The sequence below is a fragment of the Pseudomonas massiliensis genome, from assembly GCF_000826105.1.
Classification (GTDB): domain Bacteria; phylum Pseudomonadota; class Gammaproteobacteria; order Pseudomonadales; family Pseudomonadaceae; genus Aquipseudomonas; species Aquipseudomonas massiliensis.
In genome coordinates this window covers 2,241,933-2,260,882 of the sequence record NZ_CCYK01000007.1, presented here as the reverse complement: position 1 = coordinate 2,260,882, position 18,950 = coordinate 2,241,933, and the positions used below count along the sequence as shown (strand labels likewise).

Annotated in this window: 31 protein-coding genes; 29 read left to right on the top strand and 2 right to left on the bottom strand. The window is 60.9% G+C overall.

The window, feature by feature from the left end; genetic code table 11:
• The 14 genes from BN1188_RS21785 to BN1188_RS21015 all read left to right on the top strand — a co-directional run bounded on the left by BN1188_RS21785 (nucleotide 1) and on the right by BN1188_RS21015 (nucleotide 8,559).
• Nucleotides 1–855, top strand: a complete 855-nt coding sequence (locus tag BN1188_RS21785; protein ID WP_052469433.1) for a YdaU family protein — start codon at nucleotides 1–3, stop codon at nucleotides 853–855.
• The gene (locus BN1188_RS21075; RefSeq protein WP_040263720.1) at nucleotides 842–1,639 is read left to right on the top strand and encodes an ATP-binding protein; all 798 of its coding nucleotides are present in this window, start codon (nucleotides 842–844) and stop codon (nucleotides 1,637–1,639) included. Before BN1188_RS21785 ends, BN1188_RS21075 begins: the two co-directional genes overlap by 14 nt.
• Nucleotides 1,636–2,994: a replicative DNA helicase gene (locus tag BN1188_RS21070; protein ID WP_040263718.1), complete on the top strand. Its 1,359-nt coding sequence runs from the start codon at nucleotides 1,636–1,638 to the stop codon at nucleotides 2,992–2,994. The genes BN1188_RS21075 and BN1188_RS21070 overlap by 4 nt, the downstream gene beginning before the upstream one ends.
• The gene (locus tag BN1188_RS21065; protein ID WP_040263716.1) at nucleotides 2,994–3,215 is read left to right on the top strand and encodes a hypothetical protein; all 222 of its coding nucleotides are present in this window, start codon (nucleotides 2,994–2,996) and stop codon (nucleotides 3,213–3,215) included. The genes BN1188_RS21070 and BN1188_RS21065 overlap by 1 nt, the downstream gene beginning before the upstream one ends.
• Nucleotides 3,212–3,847 (top strand): hypothetical protein, encoded by a 636-nt coding sequence (locus BN1188_RS21060; protein ID WP_052469431.1) that lies wholly within the window; start codon nucleotides 3,212–3,214, stop codon nucleotides 3,845–3,847. The genes BN1188_RS21065 and BN1188_RS21060 overlap by 4 nt, the downstream gene beginning before the upstream one ends.
• On the top strand, nucleotides 3,844–4,125 hold the full coding sequence (locus BN1188_RS21055) for a hypothetical protein (RefSeq protein WP_040263715.1): 282 nt from the start codon (nucleotides 3,844–3,846) through the stop codon (nucleotides 4,123–4,125). Before BN1188_RS21060 ends, BN1188_RS21055 begins: the two co-directional genes overlap by 4 nt.
• The gene (locus BN1188_RS21050; protein WP_040263713.1) at nucleotides 4,122–4,346 is read left to right on the top strand and encodes a hypothetical protein; all 225 of its coding nucleotides are present in this window, start codon (nucleotides 4,122–4,124) and stop codon (nucleotides 4,344–4,346) included. Before BN1188_RS21055 ends, BN1188_RS21050 begins: the two co-directional genes overlap by 4 nt.
• Nucleotides 4,343–4,624: a hypothetical protein gene (locus BN1188_RS21045; RefSeq protein WP_040263711.1), complete on the top strand. Its 282-nt coding sequence runs from the start codon at nucleotides 4,343–4,345 to the stop codon at nucleotides 4,622–4,624. The genes BN1188_RS21050 and BN1188_RS21045 overlap by 4 nt, the downstream gene beginning before the upstream one ends.
• Nucleotides 4,621–5,037, top strand: coding sequence for a recombination protein NinB (locus BN1188_RS21040; RefSeq protein WP_040263709.1), 417 nt, complete (start codon nucleotides 4,621–4,623; stop codon nucleotides 5,035–5,037). The genes BN1188_RS21045 and BN1188_RS21040 overlap by 4 nt, the downstream gene beginning before the upstream one ends.
• Nucleotides 5,034–5,330 carry a DUF1364 domain-containing protein gene (locus tag BN1188_RS21035; protein ID WP_040263706.1) on the top strand — a complete coding sequence of 99 codons (297 nt, stop codon included), beginning with the start codon at nucleotides 5,034–5,036 and terminating at the stop codon, nucleotides 5,328–5,330. The genes BN1188_RS21040 and BN1188_RS21035 overlap by 4 nt, the downstream gene beginning before the upstream one ends.
• Nucleotides 5,327–5,869, top strand: coding sequence for an HNH endonuclease (locus BN1188_RS21030; RefSeq protein ID WP_052469430.1), 543 nt, complete (start codon nucleotides 5,327–5,329; stop codon nucleotides 5,867–5,869). Before BN1188_RS21035 ends, BN1188_RS21030 begins: the two co-directional genes overlap by 4 nt.
• Complete coding sequence (locus BN1188_RS21025; protein ID WP_084596314.1) at nucleotides 5,866–6,810, top strand: polysaccharide lyase family 7 protein; 945 nt, start codon at nucleotides 5,866–5,868, stop codon at nucleotides 6,808–6,810. The genes BN1188_RS21030 and BN1188_RS21025 overlap by 4 nt, the downstream gene beginning before the upstream one ends.
• A 2-nt stretch (nucleotides 6,811–6,812) precedes the next feature.
• A complete protein-coding gene (locus tag BN1188_RS21020; RefSeq protein ID WP_040263705.1) occupies nucleotides 6,813–7,811 on the top strand; it encodes a DUF1064 domain-containing protein in 999 nt (332 codons plus the stop codon).
• A 70-nt stretch (nucleotides 7,812–7,881) separates the two neighbouring features.
• On the top strand, nucleotides 7,882–8,559 hold the full coding sequence (locus BN1188_RS21015) for a hypothetical protein (protein WP_040263703.1): 678 nt from the start codon (nucleotides 7,882–7,884) through the stop codon (nucleotides 8,557–8,559).
• Nucleotides 8,560–8,673: 114 nt separating this feature from the next.
• Here BN1188_RS21015 and BN1188_RS21010 read toward each other — a convergent pair whose 3' ends face one another.
• Both BN1188_RS21010 and BN1188_RS21005 read right to left on the bottom strand, forming a co-directional pair.
• Nucleotides 8,674–9,000, bottom strand: coding sequence for a helix-turn-helix domain-containing protein (locus BN1188_RS21010; protein ID WP_040263701.1), 327 nt, complete (start codon nucleotides 8,998–9,000; stop codon nucleotides 8,674–8,676).
• Complete coding sequence (locus tag BN1188_RS21005; RefSeq protein ID WP_040263699.1) at nucleotides 8,984–9,238, bottom strand: type II toxin-antitoxin system RelE family toxin; 255 nt, start codon at nucleotides 9,236–9,238, stop codon at nucleotides 8,984–8,986. Before BN1188_RS21005 ends, BN1188_RS21010 begins: the two co-directional genes overlap by 17 nt.
• 194 nt (nucleotides 9,239–9,432) lie before the next feature.
• Between BN1188_RS21005 and BN1188_RS21000 the strand changes: the two genes are divergently transcribed.
• The 15 genes from BN1188_RS21000 to BN1188_RS20930 are packed head-to-tail and all read left to right on the top strand — an operon-like array spanning nucleotide 9,433 to nucleotide 18,943.
• On the top strand, nucleotides 9,433–9,729 hold the full coding sequence (locus tag BN1188_RS21000; RefSeq protein WP_040263697.1) for a hypothetical protein: 297 nt from the start codon (nucleotides 9,433–9,435) through the stop codon (nucleotides 9,727–9,729).
• On the top strand, nucleotides 9,726–10,082 hold the full coding sequence (locus tag BN1188_RS20995; protein ID WP_148485278.1) for a hypothetical protein: 357 nt from the start codon (nucleotides 9,726–9,728) through the stop codon (nucleotides 10,080–10,082). Before BN1188_RS21000 ends, BN1188_RS20995 begins: the two co-directional genes overlap by 4 nt.
• Nucleotides 10,079–10,327: a hypothetical protein gene (locus tag BN1188_RS20990; RefSeq protein ID WP_040263694.1), complete on the top strand. Its 249-nt coding sequence runs from the start codon at nucleotides 10,079–10,081 to the stop codon at nucleotides 10,325–10,327. The genes BN1188_RS20995 and BN1188_RS20990 overlap by 4 nt, the downstream gene beginning before the upstream one ends.
• 45 nt (nucleotides 10,328–10,372) lie before the next feature.
• Nucleotides 10,373–10,558, top strand: coding sequence for a hypothetical protein (locus BN1188_RS20985; RefSeq protein WP_040263692.1), 186 nt, complete (start codon nucleotides 10,373–10,375; stop codon nucleotides 10,556–10,558).
• Nucleotides 10,555–11,076 (top strand): hypothetical protein, encoded by a 522-nt coding sequence (locus BN1188_RS20980; protein WP_040263690.1) that lies wholly within the window; start codon nucleotides 10,555–10,557, stop codon nucleotides 11,074–11,076. Before BN1188_RS20985 ends, BN1188_RS20980 begins: the two co-directional genes overlap by 4 nt.
• A 2-nt stretch (nucleotides 11,077–11,078) precedes the next feature.
• Entirely contained in the window at nucleotides 11,079–12,566 is a 1,488-nt protein-coding gene (locus tag BN1188_RS20975) for a hypothetical protein (protein ID WP_040263688.1), read from the top strand.
• On the top strand, nucleotides 12,566–14,017 hold the full coding sequence (locus BN1188_RS20970) for a DUF4055 domain-containing protein (RefSeq protein WP_040263686.1): 1,452 nt from the start codon (nucleotides 12,566–12,568) through the stop codon (nucleotides 14,015–14,017). Before BN1188_RS20975 ends, BN1188_RS20970 begins: the two co-directional genes overlap by 1 nt.
• Entirely contained in the window at nucleotides 13,992–15,080 is a 1,089-nt protein-coding gene (locus BN1188_RS20965) for a phage minor head protein (protein ID WP_040263684.1), read from the top strand. Before BN1188_RS20970 ends, BN1188_RS20965 begins: the two co-directional genes overlap by 26 nt.
• Nucleotides 15,081–15,115: 35 nt before the next feature.
• Nucleotides 15,116–15,826, top strand: a complete 711-nt coding sequence (locus BN1188_RS20960) for a hypothetical protein (protein WP_040263682.1) — start codon at nucleotides 15,116–15,118, stop codon at nucleotides 15,824–15,826.
• A gap of 23 nt (nucleotides 15,827–15,849) precedes the next feature.
• A complete protein-coding gene (locus tag BN1188_RS20955) occupies nucleotides 15,850–16,857 on the top strand; it encodes a hypothetical protein (protein ID WP_040263681.1) in 1,008 nt (335 codons plus the stop codon).
• 45 nt (nucleotides 16,858–16,902) lie between these two features.
• On the top strand, nucleotides 16,903–17,223 hold the full coding sequence (locus BN1188_RS20950) for a hypothetical protein (protein WP_040263679.1): 321 nt from the start codon (nucleotides 16,903–16,905) through the stop codon (nucleotides 17,221–17,223).
• Nucleotides 17,224–17,226: 3 nt separating this feature from the next.
• Complete coding sequence (locus tag BN1188_RS20945) at nucleotides 17,227–17,727, top strand: DnaT-like ssDNA-binding protein (RefSeq protein ID WP_040263677.1); 501 nt, start codon at nucleotides 17,227–17,229, stop codon at nucleotides 17,725–17,727.
• Nucleotides 17,728–17,742: 15 nt separating this feature from the next.
• Nucleotides 17,743–18,111, top strand: coding sequence for a hypothetical protein (locus BN1188_RS20940; protein WP_040263675.1), 369 nt, complete (start codon nucleotides 17,743–17,745; stop codon nucleotides 18,109–18,111).
• Complete coding sequence (locus BN1188_RS20935; RefSeq protein ID WP_040263673.1) at nucleotides 18,108–18,530, top strand: HK97 gp10 family phage protein; 423 nt, start codon at nucleotides 18,108–18,110, stop codon at nucleotides 18,528–18,530. The genes BN1188_RS20940 and BN1188_RS20935 overlap by 4 nt, the downstream gene beginning before the upstream one ends.
• Nucleotides 18,527–18,943, top strand: coding sequence for a phage tail terminator-like protein (locus BN1188_RS20930; protein WP_040263671.1), 417 nt, complete (start codon nucleotides 18,527–18,529; stop codon nucleotides 18,941–18,943). The genes BN1188_RS20935 and BN1188_RS20930 overlap by 4 nt, the downstream gene beginning before the upstream one ends.
• The last annotated feature ends 7 nt before the right edge of the window (nucleotides 18,944–18,950 follow it).

Sequence of the window (18,950 nt, the reverse complement as noted above, 5' to 3'; positions counted from 1 at the left end):
ATGAACTACTACAGCCACAACATCGGTGACTACGCCCAGGCCACTTCCCATCTCACCCTGGTTGAAGATGCCATCTACAGCCGACTGCTGCGCCGCTATTACGCCGAGGAGCAGGCGATTGTGAATGACCTTCCACAGGTATGCCGGTGGGTAGGTGCGCGCTCCCAGGAAGAGAAAGAGGCGGTGGCCACGGTACTGAGCGAGTTCTTCACCTTGGACAGCGGAGCATGGCACAACAAGCGCGCGGAGCAGGAAATACAGGCGTATCGAGCGAAGGCTGAAACCAATCGGGTTAATGGAAAAAAGGGTGGGCGTCCTTCTGGGAAGCCATTGGAAACCCAGTCGGTTATTTCTGGGTTAGCGAATGAAACCCAGCAAGAACCCAGTCGTAACCCTAACCAAGAACCAATAACCAATAACCAAGAACCAGAAGATCAAGATCAAAAGATTTGCGCCGCTACCGCAGCGCCAGCTCCAAGCGCTGAGCAAGAGACCATCCTCGACCCTGTTCAACCCAAGGCGAGTAAGGGCAGCCGCCTAGCCAAGGGCTGGACACTTCCTGAGGACTGGCGCGATTGGGCTCTGACCAACCGCCCAGACCTGGGGCCGAGCGGCATAGCCCTCGAAGCAGACAAATTCCGCGACCACTGGCTGGCCGCCACTGGCACCAAGGCGACCAAGGCAGATTGGCTGGCCACCTGGCGCAACTGGGTGCGCAACGCCAACGGCTCCCGCAACGTCCACGCCTTCGCCCCGAAGTCCCGCTACACCAACCTGCCTCAGGTGAACGCCGACGAGATTCGAGCCAGGACCGAAGAGAACAAGCGCCTGGGGGTTCGTCGTGCGAATTTCTAAGTTCGGCGCTCAACCTCGGGTGAAGACTCGCCCTGACAACTGCGAAACCCATGGGCCGTTCGATCGCAAGCTGATCGAGGCATTCGATGGCGATAATCGCGTACTGGGTTGCCCAAATTGCCATTGGGAGGCGCTGAACACCGCCGCCGTCGATTCCGAGGCCCACAAGCAGGCCGCCGACCTCAAGCGCTGGCGCTCACTGAACGCCAGGCTGTTCGCCACCGGTATCGCGCTGCGGTTCCGCCCCTGCTCGCTGGATAACTACCTGACCCGTTTGCCCGGCCAGGCTCAGGCGCTCGCCGTGTGCCAAGCCTACGTAGACCAATTCGAAGAGTGCCTGGACGCTGGCCGCTGCCTGCTGATGCTGGGCAACTTCGGGAACGGGAAGACTCACCTAGGCTGCGCGATCCTCAAGTCGGTGGTTACCCGCTATGGCGCCACCGCCCTGTACGCACCTGCCCCGGACATCATCGCCGCGCTCAAGGCCAGCTTCGCCAAGGGATCGGAAGACACCGAGCAATCCATCTTGGCCGACCTGTCCGCAGTGGATCTTCTGCTGATCGACGAGCTTGGGGCCCAGGGCGGAACGGAGTTTGAGCGCCATTCCCTGCACACGATTATCGATACCCGGTACCGCAACATGCTGCCGACCATCATCACATCCAACCTGCCTTCGTCCGAGCTATCCGACTACATCGGCGACCGCGCCCTGGACCGCCTGCGCCAGAACGGGGGAGAGGCCATCGCATTCACCTGGGAATCACACCGAGGGGGTGAGGCATGAGCCGCCAACTACACAGCCCTGAGGCCGAATACGGTGTTTTGGGCGCCATGATGCTTGACCCGTCCCTATTCGACGACATCACCAGCCGTCTGAGCGTGGAGGACTTCTACGAGCACGACAACGCGGCGCTGTTTGATGCGATCAAGGATTGCCACAAGGCCGGCGAGCCGATCGATCCCGTAACCGTAGGAGTGAATTACCCCTTCATGCCCAGCGGAGAGAGCACCATAGCCTACGCCGGGCTGATAGCGAAGGAGGTTCCCTCTACCGCCAACTGGAAGTCCTACGCCAAGACCGTAGCCGAGCGCGCCGTTCTGCGCCGGCTGGTCAACGCAGCCGATGCGGTTCGCGATATGGCGACGGAGGATGCTCCCGTCGCTGACATCATCGCCCGCGCCCAACAGGCCATGGCAGATCTGCGCGACCTGAACGAAGACACCCCCGACTACAAGCGGCTCGACTCGATCATCACTGCCAACATCGAAGTCATCGACGAGAAGTTCAACCGCCGGGCCCAGGCAGGCCTGCAAACAGGCCTGGTCGATCTGGACAAGATGATCAAGTCGCTCAAGCCCAAGACCGTCACGGTAGTGGGCGGCCTGCCAGGCAGCGGCAAAACTACCCTGGCCATGCAGATCTGCCAGCACGTCGCGCTCAACGATCATGGCACCGCATTGGTATTCAGCCTGGAAATGCCTGAGGAAGAGTTGGGCAACCGTATGCTGGCCTCCGTAGGGGCGATCGACTTCAGCCGGATCGATATCGGCCATACGCTGGAAGACGAGGACTGGCCCCGGCTGACCTCTGCGGTCAACAGGATCAAGGGCAAGCCGCTGTTCGTCTGCGATAAGCCAGGGATGACCCTCTCCAAGATCCGCTCCATCGCCCGCAAGGTGCAGAAGGAGCATGGGTTGGCCGTCTTGGCCATCGATTACATCGGCCTGATCAAGTCCGAAGAACGGGTGCAGAACCGTACTGCCGAGCTGGCCAAAATTTCTACGGGAATCGTGAGCCTGGCCAAGGAGCTAAACGTGCCAGTAATCCTGCTGGCCCAGCTCAACCGCGAATCGACCAAGCGCCCTGGCAAGAAGCCCATTGCAAGCGACCTCAAGGACTGCGGCCAAATCGAGGCCGACGCCCACATGATCCTGCTGGTGCACCGCGACCACGACACCGAGGCCGGCCAGAACGGCGTGACTGAAATCATCATGCCCAAGTGCCGCCACGCCCAGGTGGGGAGCTGTCTTGTTCAGCAGCAGGGCAAGTTCCTGCGATTCGTCAACTTCGCCGGCACCAGAGAGGTTTCCCAGGAGGAAGTCGAGATGGGTCGTGGATTCCGCAAGGAGCGTTTCTGATGACCAACCCAGCAAAAAAACTAACTCCGGCCACCGAGGACCTGGTGCGCTTACGTGATGACATCGCGATGCACGCCTTGAACGCCATGGTTATCGCCGGCGGCTGGGGTATGACCCAGGACGATGGCAGTCACCGCAAATACGCGAACATGCGCGAGTACTCAGACGCCGCCTACCTGTTCGCTGACTACATGCTGGCCGCACGGGAGCGCAGGCAATGACCGACTACAGCGAACTGAAGCGGCTGGCTGAGGCTGGCATGCCAAAAGGTGAGTGCGCCGTATGCCAGGCGCCCCTCATGAAGAAACCTCATGAGACTTGGGCCAAGTTTGAAATTCGCAAGGTTTGCAGCGTGCCGTGCGCGAACGCTAACCGTGCCGCGATAAAGATTGGAACTCGGTTCGGAATGCTCACCGTCACCAAAAATGCCGGCGTGAAAAGCGGCCTTGTGCACTGGTCCTGCCTTTGCGATTGCGGAAATGAGATGACGACTACTGGGTCCTCTCTCCGCCTCCAGCACACGATTTCCTGTGGTTGCGCACGCGCCCACGCAAACAAGAAGCGCCTTACGACTCACGGCCTGTCAAAAACTCACCCCCTCTACGCTACTTGGTCATCAATGCGTGACCGCTGCAAAAACCCTGCGAACCACGCCTACAAAAACTACGGCGGCAGGGGTATTTCGGTGTGCGCCCGTTGGGATTCATTTGAGTTGTTTGTGGAGGATCTTGGCGATAAGCCAGGACCTTCCTACTCAATCGACCGGATAAACAACGACGGTAATTACGAGCCTGGGAATATTCGCTGGGCCACACCGCTTGAACAGGTGCGGAATCGGAGGGTTTCAAAATGACGGAACTTGAGATTCTCCAAGCAAGAAATCTGGCCCTGATCGCCGAGAACGAGCGCCTTGAGGCATGGCGTACCGCATTCCTTTCCGAACGATCCGCGCAAATTCGACAGCGCGACCAGCTCAAGGCCGAGAACGAAGCCCTGCGCAATGGGTTAGTGAAGATCATTGAAATGAACCGGCAGCACGCAGAGGACCAGTACGGCGACGCGAACAAGGCTGAAAGCTGGTCTTGCGTGACCGTGGCGAGGGAAGCCATGGCCAAGGAGGCCCGCCCATGAGCAAGTCACTGGGTCACCTGTACATCGCTCGCCGCGCCTGCGGGAAGGTATCGGCCATGTGCTGGGATGACGCGAACGACAAGAAGGGCACCGCCAAGTGCGTGGCCGGGTACATCAAGCGTGGTGATTCGGTGGAGCACGTCGAGCGTTTCGAGGGCGATCCGATGCCTGAGTGGATCTGCCGACCGGGCTGCAACGACTGCATGGGGGTTAAGCCATGACCGACCGCGCCCGCTCCGAATTCAACACCTGGTGGGAGCGCCAGCCCTTCAAGGACCAGTTCGCAGACGTGAAGGAGCAGATGGGGAACGTCTGGGTGGCAAGTAGGGAAATGAAGGCGGCCCAAATCCCCGAATGGTCTGGCTGGGCGGTTCAATACCCAGGGAAGCTACCGAAGCTCTATGGCGCACTTGAAATCGCCGAGCTGAATTGGTGTCCCGACGAAGGCGCTGACCTGATCAAGCTCGCTGTAGTGGAGCGAATGGTGGCGAAGCCATGACCCGCGAGCGCACCTTCCGCATTCAGGGCGCCGCTGGCGTCCGCCCGGCCTTCATTGCTGCTTGGAATCTCGTTCAGGGCCTCATGAGGGAAGCAGGCGCCGGTTATGAACTGGTCCTGCGCCCGCTCAAGTCGAAGCGCTCGATTGATCAGAACCGCCGCTACTGGGCATTGCTCCGTGAGATCGCCGCGGTGGCATGGGTCGAGGGTCGGCTGTACCCCGATGAGGTATGGCACGAACAGTTCAAGCGCTGGTTCATCGGCTGCGATGAGGTGGTGATGCCTGATGGCTCGACCGAGATGCGCGGGATCAGCACCACGAAGCTGAGCATTGCCGAGTTCGGCGACTACATGACCCGCATAGAGCAGTGGGCCGCCGAGCAGGGCTGGCCGCTGATGGTGGAGGCAGCATGAGACAAACCAAGCTCACCAAGGCCGCCCGTGGCCGTGACTGCCAGGTGCGTGTGCCGGGCATATGCAATCACAACCCTGAAACGGCCGTGCTGGCGCATTACCGCCTCGCTGGTACCTCGGGTATGGGATTCAAGCCAAACGACCTACAGGGCGCCTGGGCGTGCTCTGCGTGCCATGACTACTGCGACTTCCGGGACCGGCGCGCCAGTGACCGGGATCAGGCGAGGCTCTACCTCGCTGAAGGTGTGCTCAGAACGCTCAATATCCTGGTGCAAGAGGGCCTGATCGCATGAGCCAGAGAAGAGAAGAATGCAAGCGTAGGCTGATTTCGGAACTTCTTGCCTACGACTCGTCCGCCGGTGTTCTGCGGTGGAAGAAGGATCAGGGCAGAGGTCGTGCGGGCGAGCCGGCTGGTGCAGTTAAGGCTCCTGGCTACATCAAGATTGGCCTCGGGGGATTCGGCTTTCTGGCCCATCGCCTGATTTGGGAGATGCACTACGGCACCTTGGGAGACCGAGAAATTGATCATGTGAACGGGATCGGAACTGATAACCGCTTGGCCAACCTGCGCATAGCTACGCGCTCGGAGAACCTGTGCAACACCAGACTTAGATCGGACAACACCAGCGGGGTTAAGGGGTTATACCGGCTAAGAACAGGGAAGTGGAGAGCAGAGATATACCTCCACGGTAAGCGGATCACCTTCGGGCCTTTTGAAACTGTGGAGGCCGGCAAGTCGGCACTCGCTGCCAAGAGGACGGAGCTTCACGGGGCTTTTGCTAACGAAGGCACCCAAGCCATTTTGATCAGTGAAGGAGTCGTAGCAGCATGATTGACCTCAGCACCTGGAACTTAACGATCCCGGCCGGCGCCTCGGTGATTCCCACCAACAAGCTGAACTCGGGCTACCAAGACCCGTTCTTCCAGCGCCAGGCGGACGGATCGCTAACCTTTATCGCGCCATCCAACGGCGTAAACATCAAATCCACCAAGAACAGCACCTATCCGCGCTCAGAGCTGCGCGAGACGCTAACCAATGGTGACGACAAGGAAGCGAACTGGAAGCCCGCCAGCGCCGAGCTGCACAGCCTGGAAGCCGAGCTGGCGGTACAGGAGCTGCCCAAGTCGAAGAAGGCGATCATTGGCCAGATCCATGGCGAGACCGATCACCCCCCGCTGAAGATCCAGATTACCGACACCACGATCTATGCCCAGCTGCGCCGCAAGCTCGACGGTGACGAAGACAAGCCCGTATTGCTCAAGGGCTACACCCTGGGCCAGTTCATCACCTACCGCTTCGAGATCAGCAAGGACGGCAAAGCCAAGTTCTTCATCAACGGCAAGCAGGTGATCAATGACGATCTTCCCGAGGACGGCTACCAGTTCGACATGAAGTCCTACGCCAAGGACACCTGGTACTTCAAGGCAGGGATCTACAGCCAAGAGAAGGTGGGCGGCACCGGTACCGGCCGAGCCACGTTCCGGGCGCTTACTGCCTATCACGGCCCGGCCAAGGCCGCCGAGCCTGAGACTCCGGCGACGACACCCGCCACCCCAAGCGCACCTACCACCCCGGCCGAGCCCACCCTGGCCGACCAGATCACCGCCGTCTTCAACAGCTGGAAGGCAGGCACCACCACTGCCTATGACGCCCTGGTAGCGATGAACAAGTTCTCCAAGCAGGTCGCCAGCATCCCGACCAGCGAGGAACGGGCGCCGTATTACAGCCAGATCACCGACTACAAGCTGCGCATCAACGGATCGAAGAAGTAGCCATGACCATGCTGACGCTTCCCTGGCCGCCGGCCGCATGCAGTCCCAAAGGAAAATGGTCGTTGGAAGAGGACGCCGCACTGAGGGTGTGGCTGGAAGCAGGGGCAAGCCAGGCGGAAATCGCCGTGGCGTCAGGCCGCACCGCCGGGTCGGTTAAGAACCGTGCCTGGCGGCTGGGCCTACTTGAGTCGAGAGCTTGGACGCCTGAGCAAGAGCAGCTGCTGCGACAAGCATGGGCGGCTGGTTCGATAGTTGATGTGGCTGCGGTTTCCGCAGCTATAGGCAAGTCCAAGTTCGCCGTCTACATCAGGGCGTCACGGCTCGGGCTAGGCGATTACTCGCGGCCGATTGTCGAGGAAAGAAAAGTCAGGACAAAAATGTTTGAGGATGCTGAAGAGCGCCGTGCGCACTTGTCGGCAGTGCGCAAGCGCTTAGTTGCCGAACGTGGGCATCCTCGGCACATGGCTGGCAAAAAGCACACAGATGCCACGAAAGCACTCCTGTCCCAGGCCTCCATACGAGCGAATGCTGCTAAGACTCCTGAACAAAAGATGGCTGCCGTGATGAAGGCGGCAAAGACCAGGGTCGCTAATGGCACACACATACGACCGCGGCCGAATGCTTCCTGGAAAGCGGGCTGGCGAGAGATTGGAGGTGTCCGCAAGTACTACCGATCAAAGTGGGAGGCGAATTATGCCCACTACCTGGAATGGCTCAAGCAACAAGGACAAATAGCCTCATGGGCCCATGAACCGAAGACCTTCTGGTTCGAGGGCGTTAAGCGGGGTTGTGTCAGCTATCTGCCCGATTTCCTTGTAATTGAAAACGACGGCAGAGAAGCCTTCCACGAGGTGAAAGGCTGGATGGATGCTCGAAGCGCAACAAAGATCAAGCGCATGGCCAAGTACCACCCGGACGTGACGCTGATCGTCATCGACAGCTCGGCCTACGGAAAGCTCAAGACAAAAGTATCGAGAATCGTCCCTGGATGGGAGGCGTGACTGTGAGCAAAGAAACCACGAAAGGCGGCGCTGTGCGCGTCCGCATCGAAGCATTAGCGGGAGAGGCAGCATGAAACTGATCGGAGCACGTCAAGCCTGGGCCGACTCGCAGCATGAGTCGAACGCGTCCATTACCGGTGCGGCGCTGGAATCGGCCGAGTCGGCCACGAAAATCAAGGCTGCCAGGATGCGCCGCCATGAGGTGGTATTTGCCGCCATAGGTGAGGAAGAGGAAGCCCGCATCAAGATCGTCCGCCAGCGCATCAGCATTGCCGAGACACGGCGCACCCCTTTAGGCCGGTCAACCGCCCGGGCGGCCCACTTGGTCATGATGGGCAAGATACAGCGCGCCATTGAAACTCTGCCGTTCCAGGTCCAGCAGTTCGGGCACTTCATGTACCACCCGATGATGACCATGCAGCATGTCATGAACGCCGTGGCGCTGATCACCGCTAGGGCTGACCTGTCCGCACTCACCGACCAGAAACGTCAGAAGGTGTATTGCCTGATCACTATGGCGCTCCAGTCCTATAAGTCCGAGGTGCGTGGTGGGCCTCAATGGGGGCCGGCCAGGGTCGCGGAGGACATCCAGGCGTTCTTTGGCGTGTCGATCGACCCCAAGAATTGGACGCGTGACTGGCTGGACCTTTGGGATTCGCTGCGAAAAGTGATTCAAGAAGCGGATATCGAGGCGCAAAGCCCGGTTTGGCAGGTGATTCACGCGGAAAAGGCTGAAAACGCGGCATAATCATGTTGACATGACGGGAGAATGGAAGTAATTTTTCCATAGTGCGCAAGTCACACCCCCGCGCAAGCCATTCAGAACCCAGCCTAACCCGCTGGGTTTTTTCGTTTCTGCGCATCACACGTCCAGCAATGAAGGCGCAATCCCCAAAGCCGCTGCGATTTTATCGCGCGTGGCCTTGCGTGGCTTTGCTGCTTGCTCTTGCTGGGCATAGGCGGATTGGCTGATTCCGATACGCTCGGCCACCTGGGCTTGAGAAAGGCCAAGATGCTTGCGCCAGGCGCCAACGATGGTCAGGTTATCCTTCACCATATACCCGACGACCTCGTTAGGAATCAGGTCATCCTCCGGATGATCCTTGACGTAGTCCGCGTAAGGGATGACCACGAAGGCCGGCGCTCCGTCCGGCCCGTTGATGATCTGTACGTTAGTAGGTGTGTTCATCACGCTTTTTTACCTCTTCGATGTTCACGATCTTCACGGCGCCGTCCCAATCGAACATCACGCGGTAGTTGCCTACCCGGAGCCGGTACCCGTACTGGTGGTTGGTGAGGCCTTTGATGTTCTGGACGTTCGGCATGTAGGCAAGGGCTTGAGCTGCATCGTAGATCCTGACCTGTTCGGCCTTGTGGATCTTGCCGAGTTGCTTGAGCGCTTTCCGTGTCCAGTTGATCTTGTTCATGTTTGCCTCACTGTGTATGGAGGCATTATAAGTATTTCGATAAGTATTTGCAAGGGTTTGTTCGGGATTTGCCCGAAATAATACTTCTAATGCTTATGGCTATCGCCCGGGTATGGCAGGCGCCCGCCGATCACCCTCCGGCCGCAGGGCCTCAATAGTCTCCCGCTCCAGGAGCAGAAGCCACGGTGCCTACCATGCTTGAACTTGCCCTCTCATGGAGTCAGTTCGGGTTGCTCGGCGTGGTGGGCGGTGTGGCGAGCTACTTCTACAAAGGGTCCACCGAGCCACGGTTCTCCCTGCGCTTCTTCATCTCCAAGCTGGTCCTGGCCTTCTTCGTGGGCAAGGTCGCCGGTGAATTCATCGCTGCAGACAATCAGTTCAAGTCGGGCTACATCATGTTGCTCGGCTTTTTCGCGTATCCGGTCCTGGCAGTACTTGAGGTCAAGGTGAAGGGCTGGGTTGAGAACTACAACCCGAGAGGGCCCCCGTGATGCTTATCGTGTCCATGCTGGCCCTGATCAGCTTCGTGCTGGTGTTCATCCATGGCGCCGTGTTCGCACTGCTGCCGCGCCCCAGGCGCCAGGCTGACAATTGCGAAGTCGCCTTCATGATGGCAGTCGCGTTCTGCTATGTGGTGACCTTCACGTTCCTATGGGTGTACGAGCCCTGGAAGCTGACAGCCAACACACCCCCGAGCGCGATGTTCGTGGGGCTGACCATCTTCAATGCCGGGTACTTCTTCCGGCGCATCGGAGCGTTGATCGACGGACGTGAACGACGCAGAAACCAGCGGCGTGCCGAGGACGAATCGGTTGATCGTCGCGTCCGGAGACCTTCCGAATGAGAGTAGCCAAGGGCATGGCCCGGCTCATGGTCTGGATTGTCCTAGTGTTCTTCACCGGGAACGGCCTGGGCTATGTGTTCCGCACCTATGAGTGCCGAAGCGACCGCGTGCGAATCTACGTCGCGGCCCCAGGGTATGAGGTAGAGCAGGGGATCCCCGCCAAGCTGTACGGAATGCAGGTAACCCGCTGCACGTTGCCCCAGCAGTGGGGCGGGGACCGAGGGCCGCTAGAGGGCTACCCGTAGCGCGCCACATTTCCATATACGCCAGTTTCGTGGCGCGGAGGTCCGATGCTCATAATCAAAGAACTCGACGACTACCGCCCACATCTGATGGTGGTCGCCAGTGATGGGGTGCATCTCATCCCCCAAGCCCTGATCGAGAACATCATCGCCGGCCGCAAAGAATCAATGCTGCTCACCGAGCCCGTGATACGGCGGGTGCTGGAAGAGTGGCTGGAGAAAGTAATCCAATGACAACCAAGCAACCCGACTGGGAGGCGATTGAACGAGCCTACCGGGCCGGGTCGCTTTCGGTCAGAGCCATAGGCGAAGCCCAAGGCGTCAACCACGCCACCATCCTCAAGCGTGCGAAGAAGGAAGGGTGGGCTCGCGACCTGACCCAGCAAGTCAGGACGGCAACAAAGCAGAAGGTCACCACCGCCGTAACCGGAACCAGTCACCAGTCACCACTGGTTACCGATGCCGAGATCATTGAAGAGGCCGCTACCCAAGCCGCATCCGTGGTGCTGGCCCACCGCACTGGACTGGCCCAATGGCGAGCGATTGCCGACAAGCTGTCCGTGGCCCTGTCCGAGATGGAAGTGAACGAAGCCAATCTGGGCGACTTCTCCCGCGCGCTGAATGCCGGGGTCGATGCCCAGCTCAAGGTTATCAAGGGCGAGCGCCAGGCCTATAACCTTGACAGCGAGGAAGGCGACAAGACCGTGGGCGAGCTGGCCTCCCTGATGGATGAGCTATCGAAGGAAGCCTGACCATGAAGCCCGAGCATTTGAAGTTGCTCAGGGACAAGCGGTGGCGGCTGAACAACCTGTACTTCATCACGGACAAGCAGGGCAAGCAGACCCGCTTTCGGATGACGGCAGAGCAGCTGGAGTACTTCGAAGGCCTGCATACACGCAACATCATCCTCAAGGCGCGCCAGCTCGGCTTCACCACTGAGCAGTGCATCATCCAGCTGGACGCCGCGCTATTCGAGTCGGCGAAGTGCGCCCTGATCGCCCATACGCTGAACGACGCCAAGCGCCTGTTCCGCGAGAAGATCAAATACGCCTACGACCACTTGCCCGCCGAGATCAAGGCAGCCAACCCGGCCAGCAACGACGCCGCAGGCGAACTGGTATTCAGCAAGGGCGGATCGCTCTACGTGTCCACCTCCTTCCGGGGTGGCACGCTGCGTTACCTGCATGTCTCCGAATTCGGGAAGATTTGCGCCAAGTTTCCGCACAAGGCGCGCGAGATCGTCACCGGTGCGTTCGAAGCCGTGGCCGCTGATTGTTTCGTGACCATCGAGTCCACGGCAGAGGGTCGGGCGGGCTACTTCTTCGAGTACAGCCAGACCGCCGAGAAACAGACCAAGCTAGGCCATCGCCTGGGCGCCCTGGACTGGAAGTTCTTCTTCTTCAGCTGGTGGAAGAACGCGGCCTACTGGCTCGAACCCGCTGGAGCGCTCATACCCGAGCGACTGACCGCCTATTTCAACGAGCTGGCCGGTAAGCATGGGATCGTGACCAGCCCCGGCCAGCGCGCCTGGTATGCGGCCAAGGAACGAACCTTGGGCGAGGACATGAAGCGGGAATATCCATCGATACCCGCAGAGGCGTTCCAGCAATCGGTAGAAGGCGCCTACTACGCCCAGCAATTCGCCAAGCTGTATGCCGACCGGCGCATTTGCCCGTTGCCCGATAACAGCCACCTACCTGTGATGACCTTCTGGGACATCGGGGTCAGCGACTCCACCGCCGTGTGGTTCGTGCGCAAGGTGGGCGAGCAGTGGCACATCATCGATTACTACGAGAACAGCGGCGAAGGCCTGCGCCACTACATGACCATGCTCAAGCGCAAGGGATACACCTATTCCGAGCATTGGGGGCCGCACGACATCGACAACCGAGAGTTTGGCAGCGATGCCAAGACCCGGCGCGAGCTGGCCCGCGAAGGCTACGAGATCGACGGGCAGAAATTCACCATGAACTTCCAGGTGGTGCCCAAGCTTGGCGTCAATGACGGCATCGAGCAGGTGCGCGAGATCCTGGCCCGCTGCGTCTTCGATGAGAGCAGGTGCGAAGAGGGCATCGCCTGCCTGGAGAACTACCGCAAGGAATGGGATGACAAGCGCGGCTGCTGGAAAGACAAGCCGCTCCACGACTGGACTTCGCACGGCTCTGACGCCTTCCGCTACTTCGCCGTGGCGAAGATGGCCCGCAAGCCGATCACCGCAATCAAGATGGGGTTTGCCCGCTAATGCCCAACGTACAATTCACCCGCCCGGAATACGACGCGGCCCTGTCGCGCTGGCGGCTGGTGCGTGACGTGTGCCAAGGGTCCGAAACCATCAAATACAGGCAGGACGTGTACCTGCCCAGGCCAAACCCCGAAGACAAGAGCGAGGACAACAAGGCTCGCTATGACAGCTACCTGAAGCGCGCCGTCTTCTACAACGCGACGGGTCGCACGAAGCGCAGCCTGATCGGCGCCGTGTTCCGCACGTGGCCTACGTTGACCGTGCCAGCGACCCTGGAATACGTGAACGAGGACGCGGACGGGCAAGGGATCAGCATCTACCAACAATCGCAGTCGGTCGTAGGCCACATCCTCGAGGTGGGCCGTCATGGCCTGCTGGTGGACTACCCACCAGTTGAAGCTGGCGCAGTAAGCCGAGCGCAGAGCGCGGCCGCTGCTATCCGCCCGACCATCTCCAGCTATGTGGCCGAGGCCATCATCAACTGGAAGACACGCAAGGTAGGCGGCCAAGTGCTGCTTAGCCTGGTGGTGCTGAAGGAGCGGGTAGACAAGGACACCGACGACGGATTCGGCGTGGAGATCCGCGACCAGTACCGCGTGCTGCGCCTGAACGACACCGGCCAGTACGAGCAGGAGGTCTGGACGGACGTAGGCGGCAGCTGGGACGTGATCGACGCCCGTATGCCGCTGGATGGCTCGGGCAAGCCCTGGCCCTTCATTCCGTTCGCCTTCGTGGGCAGCGAGAACAACGATTCCAGCCTGGACGACGCACCGCTGTACGACATGGCCGAGATCAACCTCGGGCACTACCGCAACAGCGCTGACTATGAAGAGGCCAGCTACCTGGTGGGCCAGCCTCAGCCTTGGATGTCTGGCCTGGACGAGATGTGGCGTGATCACCTGGAAGAGAAGGGGATCTACCTTGGCTCCCGCGCGCCCTGGCTGCTCCCGGCCGGCGGCCAGTGCGGCCTGATGCAGGCCCAGCCCAACAGCTTGGCGAAAGAAGCCATGGACGCCAAGGAGACCCAGATGGTGGCCTTGGGCGCCCGGCTGATCGAGCGGGGCAGCGCAGCCAAGACCGCCACCCAGGCCGACAACGAGAGCGCGGCGGAACACAGCATCCTGTCGCTGGCCGTATCCAACGTGAGCGAGGCCTACAACCTTTGCCTGACCTGGATGTGTCAGTTCCTCGGCGTGAAAGGCGAAGCGGTCTACAAGCTTGCTCAGGACTTCAGCCAGGTCACCCTGGATGCAACCATTCTCACGGCGCTATTCAACGCTGTGCAGGGCGGGAAGCTGCCGGAAGCGGACTTCTGGCAGTACCTGCGCGACCGCGGGGTCATCAACCCCGAGAAGACCGACGACGAGATCCGTGGCGAGCTGGAAGCCCAGGGCCCGAGCCTGGAGCTAGACGAGGAAGACGACGATGGCGGCGAACCGAGCGATTCTTGACGCGACGATCCGCCATGCCGTGTTCCTTGAGCGGCTGAAGTCCAATGAAGTGACCAAGTTCGCCCCGTTTCTAAAGGAGATCGACCGTGGCCTACGGGAGCGGCTGACCAAGGCTGACATGACAGCCTACAACCGGTCCCGCCTGGAGAAGCTGCTCAAGGACGTGGATAGCCTGCTGCTGGGCATCTTCGGCCGCTTCACCGATCAGCTTCAGCTGGACCTGGTGGACATCGCCAACTACGAAGCCGAGTTCGAGGCGGCCAGCCTTAACAACGCCATGCCAGCCGGGGTAAGCCTGGAAGCCGCTGTGCCGACCGCTGAGGCGATCCGCGCGGCAATCCTGACCAACCCCTTAGGCGTGCGAGGCGCGGACGGCGGCAAGCTGCTGGGCTCGTTCATCGAGGACTGGACCACGGCAGAGCGCACGCGGGTGGCTGGTGCTATCCGGCAGGGGTTCTTCGAAGGGCAGACCAACTTTCAGATCATCAAGAACATCCGAGGCACCAAGGCGCTGGGCTACAAGGACGGCATCCTGGCCACGACCGACCGCAACGCGGCCACGGTGGTGCGCACCGCGGTGCAGCATGTTGCCAGCCAAGCGCGCATGGAGACGGCCAAGGCCAACCCCAAGCTGGTGACCGGCATCAGGCTGATCGCCACCCTGGACAGCCGCACCAGCCAGATATGCCGCAGCCTGGACCAGCGCACTTTCCCGGTGAACGAAGGGCCCAGGCCGCCGTTTCATCCGAACTGCCGGACCAGCTTCGTGCTGATCACCCGCCTGAACGAGATGTTCGGCAAGGGCGCCACGCGGGCCTCAAAAGGCGCCGATGGGGCAGGGCAGGTAAGCGCCGATGTGACCTATTACGCCTGGCTCAAGCAGCAACCGGCAGCATTCCAGGACAAGGCCCTGGGCCCGACCCGGGGAAAGCTGTTCCGCAACGGCGGGCTCTCGGCTGAGCGCTTCGCCTCACTCCAGCTAGATCGAAACTTCGCACCAATGACCCTCGACGAGATGAAAGCGGTTGAGCCGCTGGCATTCGAGCGCGCGGGTATCAACTAGCAGGCTGGGCCTGCCAATCGTCTCCGGGAGACACGATGAAATACCTGATCGACAAGGCCGCATACGACGCTTTGGAGCCATCCCTCCAGGCTTTTTACAAGGCCCAGGGAGAAAACTACGTGCTGGCAGTGGAAGGACTGCCCGAGCCTGAGGACACCAGCGGCCTGAAAGCCAAGGTGGACCAACTGCTGGCCGAGAAGAAGGCCGAAGCCGAGAAGCGCAAGCAGGCTGAGGACGCCGCCCGCCTGGCTGCCGAAGAGGCAGCGCGCAAGAATGGCGACACCGAGGCGCTGGACCGCAGCTGGAACGAGAAGCACACCAAGGCCCTGACCGAGAAGGAACAGGCCTTGGGCGCGCTACAGGCCCAGGTTCACGCCCTGACCGTTGGCGCCACGGCTGCCCGCCTGGCTGGCGAACTGGCCGTCCAGGGCTCGGCCCTTGTGCTCCAACAGCTGATCGAACCGCGCCTGTCGATGGAGATCCGCGACGGCAAGCCCGTGGTGGTCGTGCTGGACGCCGAACGTCGGCCGTCCGCCCTGACCGTAGACGAATTCAAGCAGCAACTCTTCAACGATGCCTCCCTGGCGCCGTTGATCGCAGCAAGCAAGGCGACTGGTGGCGGGGCCTCCGGTGGCAAAGGCGGCGGGGCCGCGAAGAAGTTCAGCGAAATGACTGGCATGGAGCGAGTAGAGCTCCGCCGAAACAATCCCGCCGAGTACGAGCGCCTCAAGAAAGCGCAAGCGTAGGCCAAGCAAAGGAATAACCAGCAATGCCAACCATTCTTTCCGATGTGGTCTTCCGCGACGAACTGCGCGACTACATCAACGTAACCACCGTCGAGCAGACTGCATTCTTCCAGTCCGGCATCCTCGTTCAGAACAGCGATATGTCGACGCTGCTCGCCGGCCCGTCCAATACCTTCACCATCCCGTGGTGGGTTGACCTGGACGCTTCGGTCGAGTCGAACTACTCGAACGACGTGTACACCGACATCGCGACCCCGCTGTCTGTACACACCGCCAGCATGCAGGCACGCGCCGCGTACCTCAACGAAGGCTGGAACGCGATGCAGCTGGTGAAAAACATCACCAACCAGGATCCGCTGGAGTTCGTGGCCGGCCGCCTGACCAGCTACTGGCAGCGCGTGGCCCAGCGCCGCACCATCGCCACTGCTGTGGGCATCTACAACGACAACGTGGCCGGTAATGGCGGCGACATGGTTGTCGATGCCGGCGGCCCCATCAGCGCTGCCTCGATCATCCGCGCCCGCGGAACCATGGGCGACTATGGCAGCGATACCCTCGGCGTGATCGTGATGCACTCTGCTGTGCATGAGCAGCTGCAGATCCTCAACCTGATCGACTTCACGCCTATCGGCGATCAGGTGCCACTGGCCGGCCGCTACCAGGGCATGCGGGTGGTGCTGGACGACGGCATGCCCATCATCGGTACCGGTGCTGATGCCAAGTACCTGTCCATCCTGTTCCGCCCAGGCGCCATCGGCTATGCCGAGCAGCAGCCTGAAAATGACCTGGGCTACCAGATCGAAGAAGAGCGCGGTAACGGCGGTGGCGCCGAAACCCTCTGGACCCGACGCAACTTCGTGATCCATCCGCTGGGTTACTCGTTCACCTCGGCGACCATCACCGGTACCCCGGGCACCACTCGGCCAGCCTCCGCCAACTGGCAGGACCTGGCCCTGGCCACCAACTGGACCCGCGGCGTGGACCGCAAGCAAGTGCCGATGGCATTCGTGCTGTCCAGCGTAGCGGCCTGAGCCTGACCCGGCCCACTCCGGGCCGGGCATACCGAGGATGTGATCATGGAACAAGACAAGTACATCGACCCGAACGACAAGGCCCGCTGGGGCTTCGGCGGGGACGAGAAGGGCATCACCGTTGCCCCTCAGACCGTAGGCGAGACTGGCGGCGTAGAGCACGCTCGCAGCGAGCCGCGAGATGAGGGCGCCGTGAACGCCGGCGGCGGCACTTCTCAGCCCCAGGCCAAGGCCTCCGGTGACGCAGACCCGCGTGATAGCCTCACCAAAGAGGAAATCAAGGCCGAGCTGGACGCCAAGAGCGTCACCTACAGCGCCAGCGCCAACAAGTCTGAGCTGCTCGAGCTGCTCAAAGCCCAGGGGTAACACATGCTCATCATCGAGGACGGTACCGGCAAGCCGGACGCTGACAGCTATTCCACCGTTGAGGAGCTGGTCAGCTATGCCAAGCGGTATGGCCTGACCATTCCTGACGGCGAGGAAGCGCAGGAAGCGTTGCTGCGCCGGGCCGCCTTGGCGATGGATGGGCTTTCCTGGAAGGGATGCCGGGCCAAGGCCACCCAAGCCCTGGCCTGGCCCCGCCGTGATGCGCTGGTGGACCGGGCGTACCTACCGGTAAACCTGATCCCCGGCCGAATCGCCTACGGGCAGATGGCCCTGGCCGCAGAGATCTACCAAGATGACATCGACCCACCGGAGCAGCGCAAAGGCGCCGTGACCCGGGAGCGCGTCGAAGGCGTGGTAGATGTCGAGTACGCCGCCATCAGCAACACCAGCCGCAAGCTGTTACCCGCGGCGCCTGACCGGCCCAGCCGGACCCAATTCGCAGATTACCTGGCCAAGCGAGGACTGTTCGCTGTCCGCGCCTGACCCATAAGGAGCCCTATGTCGGCCTTCTACGACAGGATGGCCGATACGGCCCTGCGCCTGATTAGCCAGTACGGCCAGACCATGACCCTCCGTGAGGTCACGCCTGGAACGTACGACCCCAGTACAGGCGAGACATCTCCCGACGCTGCCACAGAAACCTCCGTATCCGGCGTGCTCATCGAGTACACCGGCCAAGAGCGTCAGAACAACAGCCTGATTCAGCAGGGCGACAAAAAGGTCCTGATGCCCGCCAAGGGCCTGGCCAAGCCTTCGCTGAACAGCAAAATCCTGATCCAGAGCGAGCTGTGGACCATCGTCCCGCCGCTCAAGGTGATGAACCCAGCCGGCACCCCGCTGGTGTATGAACTGCAGGTGCGCCGATGAGCCGCTATGCCGGGGCAACCGGCAGCTTCGCGCTGGACCTGGCCAAGTTCGCCCAGCAGTCACAGGACGCCATAGACGAGACGCTGCAAGAGGTCGTGATCGAGCTTGGCAACAGCCTGATCCGCATGTCGCCCGTAGACACCGGGCGATTCCGCGGCAACTGGCAGTTCAGCATCGGCACGCCAGCCAGTGGCAGCCTGGATACGAACGACCCCAGCGGGAACGAGACTTCGGCCAGGATCGTAGGCGATTCCATCCTGTTCAAGGCAGGGGAGACGGCCTACATCGTGAACAACCTGCCTTATGCGATACCGCTCGAATATGGCCACTCTGAACAAGCCCCTAGCGGCATGGTGAGGATCACCCTTGCCCGCTTCCAGGCCATCGTCGAGGAAGCCATCAGGACGAACAAGGTATGAGCCACAAGATCATCCGCTCGCTCTTTCAGGCCCGCCTGGCCGCCTGGGCTGCCGCCCGCACCCCTCCGCTGCGGGTGGCGTACGAGAACGTGGACTTCACGCCCGCGACCGATGAGCTTTACCTGAAGGCTTATAACCTGCCAGCAGGCACCGACAGCGAGACCCTCACGGCTGACCACAAGCGTTACACCGGCCTATTCCAAGTGACGATCGTCGGCCCGTCTAGCAAGGGCACTGGCGCTCTGGAGGGGGTCGTGGATGAGCTGGCCGCGCTGTTCCCGCTCTACGATCGCCTGACCGGCAATGGCCTGACAGCCCTAGTTCTGACGCCAGTCGATCAAGGCCCAGGCATACCGAACGACACCACGTATTCCGTCGCCGCGAGCTTCCAATACCGCGCTGACACCGAATAACCAGGAG

Coding starts and splice junctions, on each gene's coding strand:
- BN1188_RS21050 (WP_040263713.1), top strand. CDS start 4,122: ATGAGCAAGTCACTGGGTCACCTGTACATCGCTCGCCGCGCCTGCGGG.
- BN1188_RS20980 (WP_040263690.1), top strand. CDS start 10,555: ATGACAACCAAGCAACCCGACTGGGAGGCGATTGAACGAGCCTACCGG.
- BN1188_RS20935 (WP_040263673.1), top strand. CDS start 18,108: ATGAGCCGCTATGCCGGGGCAACCGGCAGCTTCGCGCTGGACCTGGCC.
- BN1188_RS20950 (WP_040263679.1), top strand. CDS start 16,903: ATGGAACAAGACAAGTACATCGACCCGAACGACAAGGCCCGCTGGGGC.
- BN1188_RS21060 (WP_052469431.1), top strand. CDS start 3,212: ATGACCGACTACAGCGAACTGAAGCGGCTGGCTGAGGCTGGCATGCCA.
- BN1188_RS20975 (WP_040263688.1), top strand. CDS start 11,079: ATGAAGCCCGAGCATTTGAAGTTGCTCAGGGACAAGCGGTGGCGGCTG.
- BN1188_RS21000 (WP_040263697.1), top strand. CDS start 9,433: ATGCTTGAACTTGCCCTCTCATGGAGTCAGTTCGGGTTGCTCGGCGTG.
- BN1188_RS21035 (WP_040263706.1), top strand. CDS start 5,034: ATGAGACAAACCAAGCTCACCAAGGCCGCCCGTGGCCGTGACTGCCAG.
- BN1188_RS21025 (WP_084596314.1), top strand. CDS start 5,866: ATGATTGACCTCAGCACCTGGAACTTAACGATCCCGGCCGGCGCCTCG.
- BN1188_RS21785 (WP_052469433.1), top strand. CDS start 1: ATGAACTACTACAGCCACAACATCGGTGACTACGCCCAGGCCACTTCC.
- BN1188_RS20965 (WP_040263684.1), top strand. CDS start 13,992: ATGGCGGCGAACCGAGCGATTCTTGACGCGACGATCCGCCATGCCGTG.
- BN1188_RS21005 (WP_040263699.1), bottom strand. CDS start 9,238: ATGAACAAGATCAACTGGACACGGAAAGCGCTCAAGCAACTCGGCAAG.
- BN1188_RS21045 (WP_040263711.1), top strand. CDS start 4,343: ATGACCGACCGCGCCCGCTCCGAATTCAACACCTGGTGGGAGCGCCAG.
- BN1188_RS21070 (WP_040263718.1), top strand. CDS start 1,636: ATGAGCCGCCAACTACACAGCCCTGAGGCCGAATACGGTGTTTTGGGC.
- BN1188_RS20955 (WP_040263681.1), top strand. CDS start 15,850: ATGCCAACCATTCTTTCCGATGTGGTCTTCCGCGACGAACTGCGCGAC.
- BN1188_RS20940 (WP_040263675.1), top strand. CDS start 17,743: ATGTCGGCCTTCTACGACAGGATGGCCGATACGGCCCTGCGCCTGATT.
- BN1188_RS21065 (WP_040263716.1), top strand. CDS start 2,994: ATGACCAACCCAGCAAAAAAACTAACTCCGGCCACCGAGGACCTGGTG.
- BN1188_RS20945 (WP_040263677.1), top strand. CDS start 17,227: ATGCTCATCATCGAGGACGGTACCGGCAAGCCGGACGCTGACAGCTAT.
- BN1188_RS21040 (WP_040263709.1), top strand. CDS start 4,621: ATGACCCGCGAGCGCACCTTCCGCATTCAGGGCGCCGCTGGCGTCCGC.
- BN1188_RS20960 (WP_040263682.1), top strand. CDS start 15,116: ATGAAATACCTGATCGACAAGGCCGCATACGACGCTTTGGAGCCATCC.
- BN1188_RS20985 (WP_040263692.1), top strand. CDS start 10,373: ATGCTCATAATCAAAGAACTCGACGACTACCGCCCACATCTGATGGTG.
- BN1188_RS21010 (WP_040263701.1), bottom strand. CDS start 9,000: ATGAACACACCTACTAACGTACAGATCATCAACGGGCCGGACGGAGCG.
- BN1188_RS20970 (WP_040263686.1), top strand. CDS start 12,566: ATGCCCAACGTACAATTCACCCGCCCGGAATACGACGCGGCCCTGTCG.
- BN1188_RS20930 (WP_040263671.1), top strand. CDS start 18,527: ATGAGCCACAAGATCATCCGCTCGCTCTTTCAGGCCCGCCTGGCCGCC.
- BN1188_RS21030 (WP_052469430.1), top strand. CDS start 5,327: ATGAGCCAGAGAAGAGAAGAATGCAAGCGTAGGCTGATTTCGGAACTT.
- BN1188_RS21055 (WP_040263715.1), top strand. CDS start 3,844: ATGACGGAACTTGAGATTCTCCAAGCAAGAAATCTGGCCCTGATCGCC.
- BN1188_RS21020 (WP_040263705.1), top strand. CDS start 6,813: ATGACCATGCTGACGCTTCCCTGGCCGCCGGCCGCATGCAGTCCCAAA.
- BN1188_RS20990 (WP_040263694.1), top strand. CDS start 10,079: ATGAGAGTAGCCAAGGGCATGGCCCGGCTCATGGTCTGGATTGTCCTA.
- BN1188_RS21015 (WP_040263703.1), top strand. CDS start 7,882: ATGAAACTGATCGGAGCACGTCAAGCCTGGGCCGACTCGCAGCATGAG.